This is a genomic window from Enterobacter sp. Li2LvB3, from assembly GCF_056156645.1.
In genome coordinates this window covers 28391-47569 of record NZ_JBSICG010000016.1, presented here as the reverse complement: position 1 = coordinate 47569, position 19179 = coordinate 28391, and the positions used below count along the sequence as shown (strand labels likewise).

Annotated in this window: 15 protein-coding genes and 3 tRNA genes; 8 read left to right on the top strand and 10 right to left on the bottom strand. The window is 55.4% G+C overall.

Going from position 1 to position 19179, the window contains the following annotated elements:
- Positions 1 to 56: 56 nt before the first annotated feature.
- Genes miaA through nnr form a run of 5 tightly spaced genes read right to left on the bottom strand, consistent with a single transcriptional unit; the run spans position 57 to position 6176 of the window.
- Positions 57 to 1007, bottom strand: coding sequence for a tRNA (adenosine(37)-N6)-dimethylallyltransferase MiaA (miaA, locus tag ACS603_RS14445; protein ID WP_315687646.1), 951 nt, complete (start codon positions 1005 to 1007; stop codon positions 57 to 59).
- Positions 1000 to 2844 carry a DNA mismatch repair endonuclease MutL gene (gene mutL / locus ACS603_RS14440; RefSeq protein WP_182063374.1) on the bottom strand — a complete coding sequence of 615 codons (1845 nt, stop codon included), beginning with the start codon at positions 2842 to 2844 and terminating at the stop codon, positions 1000 to 1002. The genes miaA and mutL overlap by 8 nt, the downstream gene beginning before the upstream one ends.
- 9 nt (positions 2845 to 2853) lie before the next feature.
- Positions 2854 to 4182, bottom strand: coding sequence for an N-acetylmuramoyl-L-alanine amidase AmiB (gene amiB / locus ACS603_RS14435; RefSeq protein WP_474944475.1), 1329 nt, complete (start codon positions 4180 to 4182; stop codon positions 2854 to 2856).
- A gap of 16 nt (positions 4183 to 4198) precedes the next feature.
- Positions 4199 to 4660: a tRNA (adenosine(37)-N6)-threonylcarbamoyltransferase complex ATPase subunit type 1 TsaE gene (gene tsaE / locus ACS603_RS14430; protein ID WP_014068611.1), complete on the bottom strand. Its 462-nt coding sequence runs from the start codon at positions 4658 to 4660 to the stop codon at positions 4199 to 4201.
- Positions 4653 to 6176 carry a bifunctional ADP-dependent NAD(P)H-hydrate dehydratase/NAD(P)H-hydrate epimerase gene (gene nnr / locus ACS603_RS14425; protein WP_182063372.1) on the bottom strand — a complete coding sequence of 508 codons (1524 nt, stop codon included), beginning with the start codon at positions 6174 to 6176 and terminating at the stop codon, positions 4653 to 4655. Before nnr ends, tsaE begins: the two co-directional genes overlap by 8 nt.
- Between nnr and queG the strand changes: the two genes are divergently transcribed.
- On the top strand, positions 6175 to 7314 hold the full coding sequence (gene queG, locus ACS603_RS14420) for a tRNA epoxyqueuosine(34) reductase QueG (RefSeq protein ID WP_182063371.1): 1140 nt from the start codon (positions 6175 to 6177) through the stop codon (positions 7312 to 7314). The two genes, nnr and queG, sit on opposite strands and share 2 nt — an antisense overlap.
- 270 nt (positions 7315 to 7584) lie before the next feature.
- Here the strand turns inward: queG and ACS603_RS14415 are convergent.
- The 4 genes from ACS603_RS14415 to orn all read right to left on the bottom strand — a co-directional run bounded on the left by ACS603_RS14415 (position 7585) and on the right by orn (position 8645).
- Positions 7585 to 7660 (bottom strand) — tRNA-Gly (locus tag ACS603_RS14415).
- A gap of 45 nt (positions 7661 to 7705) precedes the next feature.
- Positions 7706 to 7781: transfer RNA gene (locus ACS603_RS14410), tRNA-Gly, on the bottom strand.
- A gap of 44 nt (positions 7782 to 7825) precedes the next feature.
- Positions 7826 to 7901, bottom strand: a tRNA-Gly gene (locus ACS603_RS14405).
- A 198-nt stretch (positions 7902 to 8099) separates the two neighbouring features.
- Positions 8100 to 8645, bottom strand: a complete 546-nt coding sequence (orn, locus tag ACS603_RS14400; RefSeq protein WP_474944474.1) for an oligoribonuclease — start codon at positions 8643 to 8645, stop codon at positions 8100 to 8102.
- A gap of 107 nt (positions 8646 to 8752) precedes the next feature.
- On the opposite strand from orn, the gene rsgA reads away from it, so the two are divergent.
- From rsgA to mscM, 3 genes are all read left to right on the top strand, one after another.
- A complete protein-coding gene (gene rsgA, locus ACS603_RS14395; RefSeq protein WP_315687643.1) occupies positions 8753 to 9805 on the top strand; it encodes a small ribosomal subunit biogenesis GTPase RsgA in 1053 nt (350 codons plus the stop codon).
- A 97-nt stretch (positions 9806 to 9902) separates the two neighbouring features.
- A complete protein-coding gene (asd, locus tag ACS603_RS14390) occupies positions 9903 to 10871 on the top strand; it encodes an archaetidylserine decarboxylase (protein WP_474944472.1) in 969 nt (322 codons plus the stop codon).
- 19 nt (positions 10872 to 10890) lie between these two features.
- Positions 10891 to 14214 carry a miniconductance mechanosensitive channel MscM gene (gene mscM / locus ACS603_RS14385; protein ID WP_315687641.1) on the top strand — a complete coding sequence of 1108 codons (3324 nt, stop codon included), beginning with the start codon at positions 10891 to 10893 and terminating at the stop codon, positions 14212 to 14214.
- Between the two features lie 44 nt (positions 14215 to 14258).
- Here the strand turns inward: mscM and epmA are convergent, their stop codons facing one another.
- Positions 14259 to 15236 carry an elongation factor P--(R)-beta-lysine ligase gene (epmA, locus tag ACS603_RS14380; RefSeq protein ID WP_182063366.1) on the bottom strand — a complete coding sequence of 326 codons (978 nt, stop codon included), beginning with the start codon at positions 15234 to 15236 and terminating at the stop codon, positions 14259 to 14261.
- Positions 15237 to 15546: 310 nt separating this feature from the next.
- Here epmA and frdA point away from each other — a divergent pair, with 310 nt between their 5' ends.
- From frdA to frdD, 4 genes are read left to right on the top strand one after another with little or no spacing between them, the layout of a single operon-like run.
- Positions 15547 to 17337, top strand: coding sequence for a fumarate reductase (quinol) flavoprotein subunit (gene frdA, locus ACS603_RS14375; protein WP_182063365.1), 1791 nt, complete (start codon positions 15547 to 15549; stop codon positions 17335 to 17337).
- Positions 17330 to 18064, top strand: a complete 735-nt coding sequence (locus ACS603_RS14370; protein WP_182063364.1) for a succinate dehydrogenase/fumarate reductase iron-sulfur subunit — start codon at positions 17330 to 17332, stop codon at positions 18062 to 18064. Before frdA ends, ACS603_RS14370 begins: the two co-directional genes overlap by 8 nt.
- Positions 18065 to 18074: 10 nt before the next feature.
- A complete protein-coding gene (gene frdC / locus ACS603_RS14365) occupies positions 18075 to 18470 on the top strand; it encodes a fumarate reductase subunit FrdC (RefSeq protein WP_182063363.1) in 396 nt (131 codons plus the stop codon).
- Positions 18471 to 18480: 10 nt separating this feature from the next.
- Positions 18481 to 18840, top strand: a complete 360-nt coding sequence (gene frdD, locus ACS603_RS14360) for a fumarate reductase subunit FrdD (RefSeq protein ID WP_182063362.1) — start codon at positions 18481 to 18483, stop codon at positions 18838 to 18840.
- Positions 18841 to 19179 lie beyond the last annotated feature (339 nt).

Below are 19179 nucleotides of genomic sequence, written 5' to 3'. Positions count from 1 at the left end.
ACTTAGAACCTTGCGATTCTGAAAAATTGCGCACGATACGTCTCAATTGTACACATTCAGTGAGCGATATCACCAACAACCTCAATCACCTTGTTTAGCGCTTGTTGTGGTTTTTCACTGTCTAACCAGTGAACACCCTCCCAACCGCGTAACCAGGTTATCTGGCGCTTCGCTAACTGTCTCGTGGCGCAAACACCTCTATAAACCATTTCATCGTATGAAATCTCACCTTCAAGATACGACCACATCTGGCGGTATCCCACACAACGAATGGAAGGCATGTCCGTATGCAAATCTCCACGGGCAAAGAGCGCCCGCACTTCTGCTTCAAAATCTGAAGCTAACATCTGATGAAAACGCTGCTCAATTCGCTGATGGAGCAGTTCACGGCTCGCCGGGGCGATGGCGAACTGATGCACCTGATACGGCAGAGCTTCTCCTGACGTTTGCGTCAGTTCCGTTAAAGTTTTACCCGAAATGAAAAAAACTTCCAGTGCCCGGGAAAGCCTTTGCGGATCATTTGGATGAATCCGTGCTGCGGCAACCGGGTCAATCTCCTCCAGTTGCTTATGCAAAACGTCCCATCCTTGCTCTGCCGCCTGCTGCTCAATCTTCGCTCTTACGTCAGGATCCGCTGATGGCAAAGGAGATAACCCTTCCAGCAGCGCCTTAAAGTAGAGCATAGTCCCGCCAACCAGCAGCGGGATTCGTCCCGCAGCGGTTATCTCGGCCATCTGCTCCAGCGCATCCCGGCGAAAATCTGCTGCAGAATACGCTTGCGACGGGTCGAGAATATCCAGTAACCGGTGCGGTGCCGCGCGCAGTTCTTCTGCGTTCGGCTTTGCCGTGCCGATATCCATCCCTCGATAGATGAGGGCAGAATCGACGCTAATCAACTCTACGGGCAAAACTTTACGTAACTCAATAGCTAATGCCGTTTTGCCGGAGGCCGTTGGCCCCATCAAAAATAGTGCCTTAGGCAGGCTCGCCTTGCTTACATCAATCATGTTTCAGGGCGGTCATCGCCGTTTTTAAATCAACAGGTTGCAATAAACCACCCGGCGGCGTTTTCACTAGCTGCGGACAAAGGCGCTCAACCTCTGCCAGCACGGTAATCGCCTGCGCCATACTCCACGGATTGTGTTCACTCGCCAGATGGCGGGCTATCCACTGCGCGGTATTGGCGGCAACAAACGTTGTTTGCTGCGCCAGGTAGCCTATCAGTTCAGGAATCAAGTTTTGTAAATTTTGTTGGCGTAAGGGTAAAGGCACTGCACGAATTGTCACATGCTGTGCTTCTAACACAAATTCAATGCCCATCTCTGCAAGTTGCTCTGTCGCACGCTGTAATACCGCCAGCTCTTGTGGGGATATCTTTAAACGCACCGGGATCAACAGTGGTTGAGCGCACGCTGCGTTCGCCCCAGGCGTCAGTTGCGCTTGCTTAAGCCAACGCTCAGCAACCGGCAGCGCCAGTAGCGCCAGCTTGCCCTCACGCTCAAGCAACGCCATATCCGGGGTGATAATCGTCAGTACCCGGCCAAAGCTCTGGCTATGCCCTTCCAGTGAAGGCGCCGGTACCTCAATGTGCTCTTTACGTTCCACGGCTGGGGTGTCGAGCAATTTACGGTACAACGCCCCCTGCTGCTTTTGGTAGCCGGGCTGGGCGTTTGGATAGTTAGCGCCGGTCGGGCGCGAAGTGTTCCCCGCTGACGAGAAACGCGGCGCCGCTGGTTCACGCGCAACCGCAGGTTCTGCAAAATGGTTGCGCCCCGCGGCCACACGGTTTTCCGGCAGAGAGCGCGGTACAGGTTCTTCATTTTGCAGCGGTAGCGCGGGTTCGGCCTGTTGCTGCAACACGCTCAGCACGCCCTGGTAGATAAAATCATGTACCAGACGCGACTGGTGGAAACGCACTTCATGCTTAGCAGGATGCACGTTCACGTCGACCTGATGCGGGTCAATCTCCAGATACAGCACAAACGCGGGCTGCTGATCGGCCCCGAGTTTGTCTTCACACGCCTGGCGAATGGCGTGGTTAATCAGGCGGTCGCGCATCATACGGCCATTCACATAGCAATACTGAATCTCCGCGAATGCCGCGCTGGATGTCTTAGGATCAGCCACCCAACCGTGCAGGGCCAGATCGCCATGCTGCCATTCGATCGCCAGCGCCTGCTCCAGAAAAGGCGTCCCGCAAATGGCACCCAGGCGGCGCTCTTTCTGTCCCCCTTCCGCCACGGCACGGTACTGGCGCATCACCTTGCCGTTATGGCTGAGGTTAATGGTGACGTCAAATCGTGCCAGCGCGATACGACGGATAATTTCGTCAATATGGCCAAATTCGGTCTTTTCGGTGCGCATGAATTTGCGCCGGGCAGGCGTGTTGTAGAACAGATCTAACACTTCCAGCGTGGTCCCGACAGGATGAGCAGCAGGCTTGACCGTCACATCCATGTCGCGCCCTTCGGCGTAGGCTTGCCAGGCTTCTTGCTGTTCGGCCGTGCGGGAGGTGAGTGTCAGACGGGAAACGGAGCTGATACTGGCCAGCGCCTCGCCGCGAAAGCCGAGGCTAATGATGGCTTCCAGATCGTCAAGCGAGGCAATTTTACTGGTGGCATGACGCGCCAGCGCCAGCGCCAGCTCGTCTTTTTTGATGCCACAGCCGTTGTCACGAATGCGGATAAGCTTTGCACCGCCGCGCTCGATATCAATATCAATGCGGGTTGCCCCCGCATCAAGGCTGTTTTCCACCAGCTCTTTCACTACCGACGCAGGTCGTTCCACCACCTCACCGGCGGCGATTTGGTTCGCAAGCTGCGGCGGTAGAACCTGAATCGGCATGAATGCTCCTTAATTTGTAGCGGTCATCTCACCTGGCAAAGCCGCACTGGCCGTCTGCCCTGCACCACCCTGTGGCGCGGACTGCAACGGATGCGCATCAAAGTACTTACGCAGACCATTATAAATCGCATCCGCGATCTGCTGCTGATAGCTATCGCTCCCCAGCAAGCGCTCTTCACCGTTATTGCTGATGAACCCCGTCTCGACGAGGATGGATGGAATATCTGGCGAACGTAACACGCCCAGGCTTGCATGTTCCGGGCGACGTTTATGCAACACACCCACACTTTGCAACTGGCTCAATACGTTAGTCGCCACATCATACCCGACGCGCTGCGAATGGCCGAATTGTAAATCCAGGACCGCCTGGCTGAGGTACGGATCAGACTGGCTGTTTGCCAGCACATCTCCCGCGCCGCCTAACAGTTCGGACTGCTTCTCATGTTGTTCCAGCCAGCCTGCCATTTCGCTGTTAGCACGACGGTTGGAAAGCACCCAGACAGACGCCCCGGTAGCATCACGATTTGGCGCGGCGTCCGCATGAATCGACACCAGGAAGTTCGCATTCTGCTTACGCGCCACATCCGAACGCCCCATCACGGAGATAAAGTAATCGCCGTCACGGGTCAGCACGCCTTTAAACATCGGGTCATCATTGAGCAACGCACGTAACTTACGGGCAATCGCGATAGTGACATTTTTTTCCTGCGTGCCGCCAGGCCCGATGGCGCCAGGGTCTTGCCCGCCATGCCCGGCGTCGATAGCGATAATCACTTTATCGCCGCTCACCGCGCGCGCGCGGGCCGCAGGGCGTGTCACCGTATTGCTGCTGGTCACGCTAGTGATACGGTCATTGTCAGTTTTAAACGGATTACGCGCCGGCGTGGATGTCCGCGGCGTATATACCGGTTCTTCCACGCGTTTTACGACCACTGGCGGTGGCGGTGGTGGCGCGTCAGCATTGATGGTAAAGACCACCGTATAGGTCGCGCCATTTTGCTGCTTCACTGCCTGCGTTTTGCCCTTTTCGGTCAAATCGACCACCAGCCGTAACGACTGATCGTCTTTTGGCGTACCAGAACGAATACGTTTTACCAGGTTATTTCCGCTAAATTGCAGCGGCAACCCCTGGACCACACCCGTTTGCTTGATATCCAGCGCCACGCTGTGACTATCGATTTGGGAAAACGCATACTCAGGATCGCCCATAAAGCTGAACGTAATCCGAGCCTGGCTTTCACCATTCGATACCTGAATATCCGAGAGACTGGCCGCCCCGGCGTGTGCGCACAGCAGCACCGCTGCAGCCAACAACCAACCTTTAACGCGATTAATCATCCCGTTATCCCTAAGCTCAACCGGCTAAACGAGCCAGTAAGGAATTACCTGATGAGGAAACAGCACTGATGCGTGCCTCACGCCCTTGTGCCTGGTAATCTAAGTGAATTTCGACATCCGGGTCAGGTAACACACCCGCACCTTGTTGCGGCCACTCCACCAGGCAGATGGCATCGTTGGCAAAGTAATCGCGGATCCCCATAAACTCCAGCTCCTCTGGGTCCGCAAGACGGTATAAGTCGAAGTGATACACCATCAGGTTTTCAAGCGTATAAGGCTCGACCAGCGTATACGTTGGGCTTTTCACATTTCCGTTATGGCCTAACGCCTGTAAAAAGCCACGGCTGAAGGTTGTTTTACCCGCGCCTAAATCACCATACAGATAAATGACGGTTGCACCCTGACAGGCCTGCGCCACACGCTTGCCGAGATCTAAAGTTGCCTGTTCGTCAGGTAAAGGAATCGCTCGATTAGTCATTTTCTACGTCAATCACATCCGGGTTAACAACACGCCTTAGCGTGCAAAAAAGATCGGTGGCCAGCATTCCGCGTGTACCATATTGCGCCGCAAGCTTGTCTGCGGCTGCACCGTGTGCCACGCAGCCCGCACAGGCTGCATCATATAGGGGAAGTTTCTGTCCGAGCAACGCACCTATGATGCCAGAGAGCACATCGCCCATACCGCCGCTCGCCATTCCCGCGTTACCGGCATCGATAATGCCCCGCGCATTGTCACAGGCGACAACGGTCCCCGCCCCTTTTAAAACGGCAACACCCCCGTAACGTTTTACCAGACGCTGTGCAGAAAGTAAGCGATCGTTTTCAATTTCTGCAACGCTGCAATTGAGTAATCGCGCGGCTTCACCGGGGTGTGGTGTCAGGATGCGATTGTGACGCTTATCAGGATTGATTGCCAGAAGGTTCAGCGCGTCGGCATCCCACAGCATCGGTTTACGAAAATTCTCGGTTTTTTGTAGCGCCTGCTTACCCCACGCCTGCTGTCCAAGCCCAGGGCCAATGACCACGACATCCGCCCATTCCAGGGTCTCTTCCAGCGTCTGAGGCGTAAGCTCATGCACCATCAGTTCCGGGCGTGCGGTTATAATGGGGGCGATATTTTCGATGCGAGTAAGTACTCGCACTAATCCCGCACCACTGCGCACTGCGGCCTCACCTGCCATGCGAATGGCACCTGCGGTTCCATAATCCCCGCCAATAATCACCAGCCTGCCATGATCGCCCTTATGGGATGTCGGGCGTCGCGGTGGCAACCACTGCGCAAGCTTTGAGGCATCAAAGCGGGCGATAGGTGTTTCCTGCCCGGCAAGCCAATTATCCAGCCCCAGCGCGTTATGGTGCAGTACACCCACCACATCACGCGCTTTGCCTGTCAGCAAACCGGGTTTGAGGGCGATAAACGTCACCGTGTGGCAAGCCTTGATAACCGCGCCGGGTGTGGCCCCGGTTTGCGCGATTAACCCGGATGGAATGTCCAGCGCAACCACTGGTGCAGAGTGGGCATTAGCTTGCTCTATCAATGCCGCGGCACCTTCGCGCGGCGCACTGCGCAACCCGGTGCCCAGCAGACCATCAATTATCACATCGATATCATCCGGCCAGACGATATCAGACGCATGAATAACACCACCCGCGTTTAGCCAGGCTTCACGCGCCGCGCTGGCTTCTTCCGGCAGCGGTTTATTGCTCTCCAGCGCCAGTAATGTCACACGAATGCCCGCTGCCACGGCCAGCCGGGCAACCACATAGCCATCCCCGCCGTTATTGCCGTGTCCGCATAAAATGAGCCAGTGTGTCGACTGAGGATAAAGGGTGCGGGAAACGGTAAATGCCGCCTCGCCTGCGCGTTGCATAAGTTCATAAAGGGTAAGGCCGAGACTGTCTGCCGCCTCTTTTTCAGCGCGGCGCAGGGCATCCGCATCCCAGATGGAATGTGGTATACTTGCGGGGTTTTTCTTCACCGTATGGTCCGTCATGTCACAGCCCCTCGATCTCAATCAGTTAGCGCAAAAAATTAAACAGTGGGGCGCTGAGCTTGGCTTCCAGAAGGTCGGTATTACGGATACAGACCTTTCCGCCAGCGAGCCTAAACTTCAGGCCTGGCTGGACAAACAATACCACGGCGAGATGGAGTGGATGGCGCGTCATGGCATGATGCGTGCGCGTCCACACGAGCTTTTGCCGGGCACGTTACGTGTCATTAGCGTGCGTATGAACTATCTGCCGGCCAACGCGGCGTTTGCCCGCACGCTAAAAAATCCCTCATTGGGTTACGTCAGCCGTTACGCCCTGGGGCGTGATTACCATAAGCTTCTGCGTAACCGCTTAAAAAAACTCGGGGAAACTATTCAGCAACACTGTGTTTCGCTGAATTTTAGACCCTTTGTCGATTCTGCGCCTATTCTTGAGCGTCCAATTGCCGAAAAAGCCGGGCTTGGCTGGACAGGTAAGCACTCACTTATCCTTAGCCGTGATGCCGGGTCATTCTTCTTTCTGGGCGAGCTACTCATCGATTTGCCGCTGCCGGTAGACGGGCCGGTGGAAGAAGGTTGCGGGCGGTGTGTGGCCTGTATGACCATCTGCCCGACGGGTGCTATCGTTGAGCCCTACACCGTTGACGCTCGCCGCTGCATATCTTATCTCACTATCGAGCTGGAAGGCGCCATCCCGGAAGAGTTCCGTCCGCTCATTGGCAACCGGATTTACGGTTGCGACGACTGCCAGCTAATTTGCCCGTGGAACCGCTATTCACAGCTTACCGATGAAGAAGACTTTAGCCCGCGCAAGGCACTGCACGCTCCGCCGCTTATTGAACTGTTCGCCTGGACCGAGGCCTGGTTCCTGAAAGTCACTGAAGGTTCAGCTATCCGCCGTATCGGGCATTTACGCTGGCTACGAAATGTGGCTGTTGCCTTGGGCAATGCTCCCTGGGATGAAGCCAACATTCAGGCACTGGAAAGTCGTAGAGGTGAGCACCCACTTCTCGACGAGCACATAGAGTGGGCGATTGCGCAGCAAATCGAGAAGCGAAATGCCTGCGTGGTCGAAGTGCAGTTACCGCAAAAACAGCGTCTGGTGAGGGTGATTGAAAAAGGGCTTACACGGGACGCCTGAACTATTCACAGCCTGTGTATAAAAATAAGAACTCAGGCGCCATCGGGCTTTGCAAACAGGTCAAGTGATCTCTTTAACATTTTGAAATCAAATTTTATTAATAAAATTCAACACGTTAAAACGATACTATTCACCCTGCGAAGTTTTTACCCCAGTGAGGTAAACGACAGGTTCTGTGGATAACTCTGTTTATAGTAGTATTTCAGATGCAATAGAAAACGTCCCCAACGAACTATTCCGCTGTGGATTTTTTAGAAAAGAAGAAGAATTTGGAGCGGGAAACGAGACTCGAACTCGCGACCCCGACCTTGGCAAGGTCGTGCTCTACCAACTGAGCTATTCCCGCTTGGGTGTTCTGGTGCTGTGCGTATCTTGCGATACTTTCAAATTTTGGAGCGGGAAACGAGACTCGAACTCGCGACCCCGACCTTGGCAAGGTCGTGCTCTACCAACTGAGCTATTCCCGCTTGGGTGTTCTGGTGCTGGCGTATCTTGCGATACTTTCAAATTTTGGAGCGGGAAACGAGACTCGAACTCGCGACCCCGACCTTGGCAAGGTCGTGCTCTACCAACTGAGCTATTCCCGCAAATCTGTACTGCTTTTGTTGCTGTCGTAACGTGTAATTCTCTGTCGTTACGGGAGGCGCATTATACGAGAAATCCTTTTAGCTGCAACCCCCCTGAACGCGATTTTTTCGAAATCTTGTTCAAATGATTAATTAATCAGCAAGCTGCACAATTTAGCGACAAAAACCCGGCAGCGCAAGGGTGCCGGGCCTCAAAAATCACAGCTTAATGAAATTCTCGCGGTAGTAAGCCAGTTCCGCTACAGACTCACGGATATCGTCCATCGCCTGATGGGTGCCCTGTTTTTTAAAGCCGTCCAGAATTTCAGGTTTCCAGCGACGCGCCAGCTCTTTCAGGGTGCTGACATCCAGATAACGGTAGTGGAAGTAAGCTTCCAGTTCCGGCATGTACTTAAACAGGAAACGGCGATCCTGGCCAATGCTGTTACCGCAGATAGGTGATTTCCCTGCCGGAACCCACTGTTTCAGAAACTCAATGGTCGCAAGCTCCGCCTCACGATCGCCCTGCGTACTGGCTTTCACACGTTCCACCAGCCCGCTGCCGGTGTGGGTACGCACGTTCCAGTCATCCATCAGCGCAAGTTGTTCATCAGACTGGTGAACGGCAATGGTTGGCCCTTCGGCCAGAATATTGAGGTTTGCATCGGTGACCAGCGTGGCAATCTCAATAATGCGATCGCGCTCGGGATCCAGCCCTGTCATTTCAAGATCAATCCAAATCAGGTTGTTTTCATCTGCGCTCATGTTATTTTCCACCCTTCTCGCATAACCGGCAGTAGCAGGTTAACTAGTATTAATTAGAGTGTATCATAGAGGTTTTGCCCATCACGGGCGACCAGGAGCCAGTGCGATTGAGTAAAAATAAACTCTCCAAAGGGCAGCAGCGCCGCGTCAACGCCAATCACCAGCGCCGTCTTAAAACCACTTCGGAGAAGCCGGATTACGACGACAACCTGTTTGGCGAAGCGACAGAAGGTGTCGTGATTAGCCGTTTTGGTATGCATGCCGATGTCGAATCCGCCGGCGGGGATATCCACCGTTGTAATATCCGTCGCACCATCCGCTCACTGGTTACCGGTGACCGCGTGGTCTGGCGTCCAGGCAAAGAAGCCGCGGAAGGCGTGACGGTGAAAGGTATCGTTGAAGCCGTGCATGAACGCACGTCGGTACTGACCCGCCCTGATTTCTATGATGGCGTAAAACCGATTGCTGCCAACATTGACCAGATCGTAATCGTTTCGGCGATTTTGCCGGAGCTTTCGCTCAATATCATCGACCGCTACCTCGTTGCTTGCGAAACGCTTCAGGTTGAACCGATCATCGTGTTGAACAAAATCGATCTGCTGGATGACGACGGCATGGCCTTTGTTAACGAGCAGATGGATATCTACCGCAAGATTGGTTATCGCGTGCTGATGGTCTCCAGCCACACCAAAGATGGGCTGAAACCGTTAGAAGATGCGCTGACCGATCGGATCAGCATCTTTGCAGGTCAATCCGGCGTGGGTAAATCCAGCCTGCTGAATAACCTGCTTGGCCTCCAGCAAGAGATCCTGACTAACGATGTGTCCAATGTCTCGGGTCTGGGCCAGCACACCACCACCGCTTCGCGGCTGTATCACTTCCCCCATGGCGGCGACGTGATCGACTCCCCGGGCGTGCGTGAATTCGGCTTGTGGCACCTCGAGCCGGAACAAATCTTCAACGGTTTTGTCGAATTCCATGATTATTTAGGCGCTTGCAAATATCGCGACTGCAAACACGATAACGATCCGGGTTGCGCTATCCGCGAAGCGGTAGAGAACGGTGAAATTGCGGAAACCCGCTTTGAAAACTATCACCGCATTCTTGAGAGCATGGAAGACGTAAAAACGCGTAAAAACTTTTCTGATTCTGATAACTGACAACTAAGCTAAGCATCGCTAAAATCGTCCCCTTTTTTCAGGTTCCGGCAGCGTAATGCCGGATCAGGAACGACAAAACAATGGCCTGGAGGCTACCTTGTTAAACTCATTTAAACTTTCGCTTCAATACATTCTGCCAAAACTGTGGCTCACTCGCCTGGCGGGCTGGGGCGCGAGCAAACGAGCTGGCTGGCTGACCAAACTGGTCATCGACCTGTTCGTGAAATACTACAAGGTCGATATGAAAGAGGCGCAGAAGCCGGACACAGCCAGCTACCGCACTTTCAACGAGTTCTTCGTCCGTCCCCTGCGCGAAGACGTTCGCCCGGTAAACACCGATCCTAACGTGCTGGTCATGCCTGCTGACGGCGTCATCAGCCAGCTCGGTAAAATCGAAGACGACAAAATTTTGCAGGCGAAAGGCCACAACTACAGCCTGGAAGCGCTGCTGGCGGGTAATTACCTGATGGCTGACCTGTTCCGCAATGGGTCATTCGCCACCACCTATCTTTCGCCGCGCGACTATCACCGCGTGCATATGCCATGCAACGGCATCCTGCGTGAAATGATCTATGTGCCAGGTGACCTGTTCTCTGTGAACCACCTGACCGCGCAGAACGTCCCGAACCTGTTCGCCCGTAACGAACGCGTCATCTGCCTGTTTGATACTGAATTTGGCCCAATGGCGCAGATTCTGGTGGGTGCTACCATTGTAGGCAGCATTGAAACCGTATGGGCGGGCACCATCACCCCGCCACGTGAAGGTGTTATCAAGCGCTGGACATGGCCTGCGGGCGAAGCAGAAGGCTCCGTGGCACTGCTGAAAGGCCAGGAAATGGGCCGCTTCAAGCTGGGCTCTACGGTTATCAACCTGTTTGCACCGGGTAAAGTTAACCTTGCAGAGCAGCTGGAAAGCCTGTCAGTAACGAAACTGGGTCAGCCGCTGGCCGTTTCTACTGAAACCTTCGCCACGCCGGACGCAGAGCCTGCTCCGCTGGCAGAAGAACAGGTAACAGCAGAGCACGACGCCAGCCCACTGGTTGACGACAAAAAAGACGAAGGCTAACAACAGAAGGACCGCTGACGTGCGCCCGATTATCGTACTACTGATGGCCTGGTGCCTCAGCATGGGGGCGTACGCAGCGACAGCCCCCGACGCCAAACAGATAACCCAGGAGCTGGAGCAGGCAAAAGCGGCAAAACCCGCACAGCCTGAAACCGTCGAAGCCCTCCAGGCCGCGCTGAACGCGCTTGAGGAACGCAAAGGTTCCCTTGAGCGCGCTCAGCAATATCAGCAGGTTATCGATAACTTTCCCAAACTTTCGCAAACGCTGCGCTCGCAGCTTAATAATCTGCGCGATGAACCACGCGTGGTGCCTGAGGGCATGACCTCCGACGCGCTTAACCAGGAGATCCTGCAAGTCAGCAGCCAGCTTCTGGAAAAGAGTCGCATGGCTCAGCAGGAGCAGGAGCGTGCACGTGAAATTGCCGACTCGCTCAACCAGCTTCCACAACAGCAAACCGATGCCCGCCGCCAGCTCAGTGAAGTCGAGCGACGTGTCGGGACACAGACCGGTAATACCCCGCTAAACCAGGCGCAGAATCTGGGGATTCAGGCTGAATCCGCCAGACTCAAAGCCCTGGTGGATGAGCTGGAGCTGGCGCAGCTTTCTGCCAACAACCGCCAGGAGCTGTCGCGGATGCGTTCTGAGCTGGCGCAAAAACAGAGCCAGCAGCTGGATGCCTGGTTACAGGCCTTGCGTAACCAGTTAAACAGCCAGCGCCAGCGCGAAGCCGAACGGGCGCTGGAAAGCACTGAATTACTTGCCGAAAACAGCGATAACCTGCCCGTCGGGATTGTCGATCAGTTTAAGGTCAACCGCGAGCTTTCGGCCGCCCTGAACCAGCAAGCACAGCGTATGGATCTGGTGGCATCGCAACAGCGTCAGGCCACTAACCAAACCTTGCAGGTACGCCAGGCGCTGAATACCCTGCGCGAGCAATCCCAGTGGCTCGGCTCCTCAAACCTGCTGGGCGAAGCGCTACGTGCGCAGGTTGCCCGCTTGCCGGAAATGCCAAAGCCACAACAGCTTGATACTGAAATGGCGCAACTGCGCGTCCAGCGCCTGCATTTTGAAGATCTCCTTAACAAACAGCCGCAAATCCGCCAGATCCGTCAGGCCGACGGGCAGCCGCTGACCAGTGAGCAAAACCGAATTCTGGACGCGCAAATGCGCACCCAGCGCGAGCTGCTGAATTCACTGCTTCAGGGTGGCGATACGCTTATCCTCGAACTCACCAAGCTGAAAGTCTCTAACAGCCAGCTTGAAGATGCGCTGAAAGAAGTGAACGAGGCAACGCACCGCTACCTGTTCTGGACCTCTGACGTCCGCCCAATGACCTTCTCCTGGCCGATTGAAATCGTGCAGGATCTGCGCCGCCTCATCTCGATGGATACCTTCAGCCAACTGGGCCAGGCCAGCGTGATGATGCTCACCAGCAAAGAGACTATCTTCCCGCTGCTGGGAGCATTGATTCTGGTGGGTTGCAGTATTTACTCGCGCAGGCACTTCACTCGCTTCCTGGAACGCTCCAGTGCGCGCGTCGGTAAGGTGACGCAGGATCACTTCTGGCTAACGCTACGCACGGTATTCTGGTCGATTCTCGTTGCCTCGCCGCTGCCTGTGCTGTGGATGACGCTCGGTTACGGCCTGCGGGAAGCCTGGCCTTATCCGCTGGCGGTGGCCATTGGTGATGGTGTGACCGCCACTGTTCCGCTGCTGTGGGTAGTGATGATTTGCGCCACGTTCGCCCGTCCGAACGGTCTGTTCATTGCCCACTTTGGCTGGCCGCGTAATCGCGTGGCGCGAGCCATGCGTTACTACCTGATGAGCATCGGGCTTATCGTGCCACTGATCATGGCGCTTATCATGTTCGATAATCTCAACGACCGCGAATTCTCCGGCTCGTTGGGCCGCCTGTGCTTCATGTTGATTTGTGGCGCGCTGGCGATGGTGACGTTAAGCCTTAAGCGCGCTGGTATTCCGCTGTATCTCGACAAAACCGGCAGCGGCGAAAACATGTTTAACCGCCTGCTGTGGAACCTGCTGCTCAGCGCCCCGCTGGCGGCGATCCTGGCGGCAGCTGTCGGGTATCTGGCCACGGCGCAGGCGCTGCTGGCGCGACTGGAAACATCGGTCGCCATCTGGTTCCTGCTCCTGGTGGTCTACCACGTCATCCGCCGATGGATGCTTATCCAGCGCCGCAGGCTGGCGTTCGATCGTGCCAAGCACCGCCGCGCGGAGATCCTCGCGCAGCGTGCGCGGGGTGAAGAGGAATCGCACCATACCAACAGCACGGAAGGAAACACCGACGCGGATGATGTTGAACTGGATCTTGATGCTATCAGTACCCAGTCCCTGCGACTGGTACGCTCGATCCTGATGCTGATTGCCCTGCTCTCGGTGATTTTCCTGTGGTCTGAGATCCACTCTGCGTTTGGTTTCCTCGAAAACATTTCGCTGTGGGATGTCACCTCGACGGTACAGGGCGTCGAAAGCCTCGAACCTATCACCCTGGGCGCGGTGCTGATTGCGATTCTGGTGTTGATCATCACCACACAGCTTATCCGTAACTTCCCTGCTCTGCTGGAGCTGGCGCTGCTGCAACACCTGGATTTAGCGCCAGGTACGGGATATGCCATTACCACCATCACCAAATATCTGATCATGCTGTTTGGTGGGCTGGTTGGCTTCTCGATGATTGGTATTGAGTGGTCGAAGCTACAGTGGCTGGTTGCCGCACTGACCGTTGGCCTGGGCTTTGGCTTGCAGGAGATTTTTGCCAACTTTGTTTCCGGCCTGATCATCCTGTTTGAAAAACCGATCCGCATTGGCGATACGGTGACGATCCGCGATTTAACCGGCAGCGTCACCAGGATCAACACCCGTGCGACAACGATCAGCGACTGGGACCGTAAAGAGATCATCGTGCCAAATAAGGCGTTTATCACCGAGCAGTTTATCAACTGGTCGCTGTCAGACTCCGTTACGCGTGTGGTGCTGACTGTGCCTGCGCCATCCGATGCGAACAGCGAAGAGGTGACGCAGATCCTGTACACCGCTGCAGAGCGCTGCTCGCTGGTGATAGACAACCCGGCACCGGAAGTTTTCCTGGTCGATTTACAGCAGGGGATCCAGATTTTCGAGCTGCGAATTTATGCGGCTGAAATGGGCCACCGAATGCCGCTGCGCCATGAGATCCACCAGCTGATTCTGGCTGGCTTCCGCGAACACGGTATCGATATGCCGTTCCCTCCATTCCAGATGCGTCTGGAAAGTCTGGATGGTCGTAAGACGGCAAGAACGGTGACATCAGCGGCGCGTAAGCGCCCGGCGGGAAGTTTGTAGTGTAAGCGGTGTGCGGCCTGTTGGCCGCACACCGTGAAGTGCTATCAGGCGCGATCAACCGTAAAGGCAATCACATCACCCAACTGCTCGGCCCCCAGCGCCAGCATCACCAGGCGGTCAACACCCAGCGCCACGCCGGAGCAATCTGGCAGACCGGCTTTCAGGGCCTCCAGCAGATTGGTATCAATCGGCTGCTGCGGCAGGCCACGCGCATTACGCTTGCGGTTGTCCTGCTCAAAGCGCTGCTGCTGTTCGCGAGCATCGGTCAGTTCGTGGAACCCGTTCGCCAGCTCAATGCCTTTGTAGTAAACCTCAAAGCGTTCCGCCACGCGGTGATCTTCGGTGCTGATCTGCGCCAGAGAAGCCTGGCTTGCCGGGAAGTGGTAAACAAAAGCAGGCCGGTCTTTGCCAATCTGCGGCTCAACGCCAAAGGTGAACAGCAGTTGCAGCAGCGTATCGCGGTCTTCTTCAGTATCCGCCACGTTGCTTAAATCAAGCTTAGCCGCCACTTCACGCAACTGCGTTTTGTCGGCTGACAGCGGATCAATTTCCAGATAGCGCTGGAACGCCTGTTGATAGGAGAGCGTTTCGGCTTCCGCGCAATCCAGTACCTGTTGCAGCAGATCGTCCACCTCATTCATCAGGCGGTACATATCATAATGCGGGCGATACCACTCCAGCATGGTGAATTCCGGGTTATGGTGACGTCCCATCTCTTCATTGCGGAAGCTGCGGCACAGCTGATACACCGGGCCACAGCCCGCAGCCAGCAGGCGCTTCATGTGGTATTCCGGGCTGGTCATCAGATACAGATTCATGCCCTGTGAATGGCCAGGACCAACAAAACGGGTTTCGAACGGGACCAAATGAATATCGGTAACCGTTGCCTGACTCATGCACGGCGTTTCCACCTCAAGTACACCGCGATCGGCAAAGAAACGGCGGATCTCCGCCATAATTGCTGCGCGTTTTAACAAATTAGGGATGGACGCGCTCGGCTGCCAGGTGGCCGTTTCGCTCATGAGTTCTTCTCCGATTTCACACAAGGGCACGAAGTCTACTCGTTAGCGGAGACAGAGACAAATTTTGCGCAGTAAATTAGCGGATTTCATTGAAGGCTGTTATTTCGTGACGTAATTCATCAATCACAATGATAAATCATTGCACATAACAGCAAAAAAATCGAACACGTCAAATTTCCCTCACATCCACACGGTTATACTGTTTTACCCATAAAGGAGCAGTGGAAACGCTTTCGCGATAGCCCGCCCGGGCAGGTGAGCTACCTTTAGTTCATCGCATTGCGAAATAACAAAAACCTGGAGGAATGTCGTGCAAACTTTTCAAGCCGATCTTGCCGTTATAGGCGCTGGCGGTGCTGGATTACGTGCTGCAATTGCAGCAGCTCAGGCTAATCCAAACGCTAAAATCGCACTGATTTCAAAAGTCTACCCTATGCGCAGCCACACGGTTGCCGCTGAAGGGGGATCCGCCGCCGTCGCGCAGGATCATGATAGCTTCGAATACCATTTCCACGACACGGTTGCAGGGGGCGACTGGCTTTGCGAACAGGATGTCGTCGACTACTTCGTGCACCATTGTCCAACGGAAATGACCCAGCTCGAACAGTGGGGATGCCCGTGGAGTCGCCGCCCGGATGGCAGCGTGAACGTTCGCCGCTTCGGCGGGATGAAAATCGAACGCACCTGGTTCGCCGCCGATAAAACCGGCTTCCACATGCTACATACCCTGTTCCAGACCTCCCTTCAGTTCCCACAAATTCAGCGCTTTGATGAACATTTCGTTCTCGATATCCTCGTGGATGACGGCGAAGCGCGCGGTCTGGTGGCGATGAACATGATGGAAGGCACACTGGTACAAATCCGCGCGAAAGCCGTGGTGATGGCAACCGGTGGCGCTGGCCGTGTTTACCGCTACAACACCAACGGCGGGATCGTCACCGGCGACGGGATGGGTATGGCGCTCAGCCACGGCGTACCACTGCGTGATATGGAGTTTGTCCAGTATCACCCAACTGGCCTGCCGGGTTCTGGCATTCTGATGACGGAAGGTTGCCGTGGTGAAGGCGGGATTCTGGTCAACAAAAACGGCTACCGCTATTTGCAGGATTACGGCATGGGCCCGGAAACCCCGCTCGGCGAGCCGAAGAACAAATATATGGAGCTTGGCCCACGCGACAAAGTGTCCCAGGCTTTCTGGCACGAGTGGCGTAAAGGCAACACCATCCCTACCCCGCGCGGCGATGTGGTCTACCTCGACCTGCGTCACCTGGGCGAGAAGAAATTACTGGAACGTCTGCCGTTCATCTGTGAACTGTCAAAAGCCTATGTGGGCGTCGATCCGGTGAAAGAGCCGATTCCGGTGCGTCCAACCGCGCACTACACCATGGGCGGCATCGAAACCGATCAGCAGTGTGAAACCCGTATCAAAGGCCTGTTCGCCGTGGGCGAGTGCTCCTCCGTGGGCCTGCATGGCGCCAACCGTCTGGGATCGAACTCACTCGCAGAGCTGGTCGTCTTTGGTCGCATGGCGGGCGAGCGCGCGATGGAGCGTGCCGCCACAGCGGGCGAAGCCAACAGCGCCGCACTGGATGCACAGGTTGCAGACGTTGAAAAACGCCTGAAAGACCTCGTCAACCAGGAAGGTAACGAAAACTGGTCGAAAATCCGCGATGAAATGGGCCTGTCGATGGAAGAAGGCTGCGGTATTTACCGTACGCCAGAGCTGATGCAAAAAACCGTCGATAAGCTGGCGGAGTTGCAGGAGCGCTTCAAGCGTGTGCGTATCACCGATACCTCCAGCGTGTTCAACACCGACCTGCTGTACACCATTGAACTGGGACACGGCCTGAACGTGGCCGAATGTATGGCGCACTCTGCGCTGGCCCGTAAAGAGTCACGCGGCGCCCATCAGCGTCTGGATGAAGGCTGCACCGAACGTGACGATGTCAACTTCCTGAAACACACCCTCGCCTGGCGCGATGCGGATGGGACCACGCGTCTGGACTACAGCGACGTGAAGATCACCACATTGCCGCCGGCGAAACGCGTTTACGGTGCAGAAGCAGAAGCCGCCGAGAAGAAGGAGAAGGCGAATGGCTGAGATGCAAAAACTGAAAGTTGAAGTGGTGCGCTACAACCCGGAAGTGGACTCCGCCCCGCACAGCGCTTTCTACGAAGTGCCTTACGACGAGCAAACCTCCCTGCTGGATGCGCTCGGCTACATTAAAGACAACCTGGCACCAGACCTGAGCTACCGCTGGTCCTGCCGTATGGCAATTTGCGGCTCCTGCGGCATGATGGTCAACAAGGTGCCAAAGCTGGCTTGTAAGACCTTCCTGCGCGAATACACCAAAGGTATCAAGGTTGAAGCGCTGGGCAACTTCCCGATCGAGCGCGATCTGGTGGTCGATATGACCCACTTTATCGAAAGCCTGGAAGCAATTAAGCCGTACATCATCGGCAACCCGCGCACACCGGATCAGGGGCCAAACACCCAGACCCCGGCGCAGATGGCGAAATACCATCAGTTCTCCGGCTGCATCAACTGCGGCCTGTGCTATGCCGCCTGTCCGCAGTTCGGTCTGAATAAAGAGTTCATCGGCCCGGCGGCCATTACCCTGGCGCATCGCTATAACGAAGACAGCCGCGACCACGGTAAAAAAGAACGTATGGCGCAGCTTAACAGCCAGAACGGCGTCTGGAGCTGTACTTTTGTCGGTTACTGCTCCGAAGTCTGTCCGAAGCATGTCGATCCGGCCGCCGCCATTCAGCAGGGTAAAGTTGAAAGCTCGAAAGACTTTCTTATCGCTACCCTGAAACCACGCTAAGGAGTGCATGATGACGACTAAACGCAAAGCCTACGTGCGGCCAATGCCGTCCACCTGGTGGAAAAATCTGCCGTTTTATCGCTTCTATATGCTGCGTGAAGGCACGGCTGTACCGGCGGTCTGGTTTAGCATTGAACTGATGTACGGAGTGTTTGCCCTCAAACATGGCCCGGAAACCTGGGCGAATTTTGTGGGCTTCCTGCAAAACCCGATTGTGGTGATCCTGAACCTTCTCGTGCTTGCAGCGGCGCTGCTTCATACTAAAACCTGGTTTGAACTGGCACCAAAAGCGGCGAATATCATCGTAAAAGGCGAGAAAATGGGGCCAGAGCCGGTCATTAAAGGGCTGTGGGCAGTGACGGCGATAGTCACTGTGGTCATTCTGTTTGTCGCACTGTTCTGGTAAGGAGACTACTGTGATCAATCCAAATCCAAAACGTTCAGACGAGCCGGTCTTCTGGGGTCTGTTTGGCGCAGGCGGCATGTGGAGCGCCATCATCGCGCCGGTTATCATCCTGCTGGTTGGCATTATGCTGCCGCTGGGGCTGTTCCCGGGCGATGCGCTTGGCTACGATCGCGTGCTGGCGTTTGCGGGCAGCTTTATTGGCCGCGTATTCATCTTCCTGATGATTGTCCTGCCGCTGTGGTGTGGTCTGCATCGTATTCACCATGCGATGCACGACCTGAAAATCCATGTCCCGAGCGGCAAATGGGTCTTCTACGGTCTGGCAACCATTCTGACCGTGGTCACGCTGATTGCCGTGGTCACCATCTGAATAAAAAGGCCCGCCATCCGGCGGTAATGCTTGTCAGTTAAGCACGGTGCAGGGTTCCGTTCACCTTAATACTCGCAGAAAATAATTCGTTCAGAACACGTGAACGGGATAAGGGGGCCGCCGCGGCCCCCTTATCAATCCCCGCGGCCCGCAAAGAAATCGGTGCTTCGCACTGCGCTCACCTCACGACCGTCTGCCTGCGGTCGGCTCGACTCGACATCCTGTCTCATTTCGCCTCTGGCCGCCATCCATGGCGTCCAGCCCTTGTCATCCGTTCTCCGGTTCGCCGATTTCTGCGGGACTCAACATCCGTGCCATTTTCAGGCCGCAGAGAAGGTT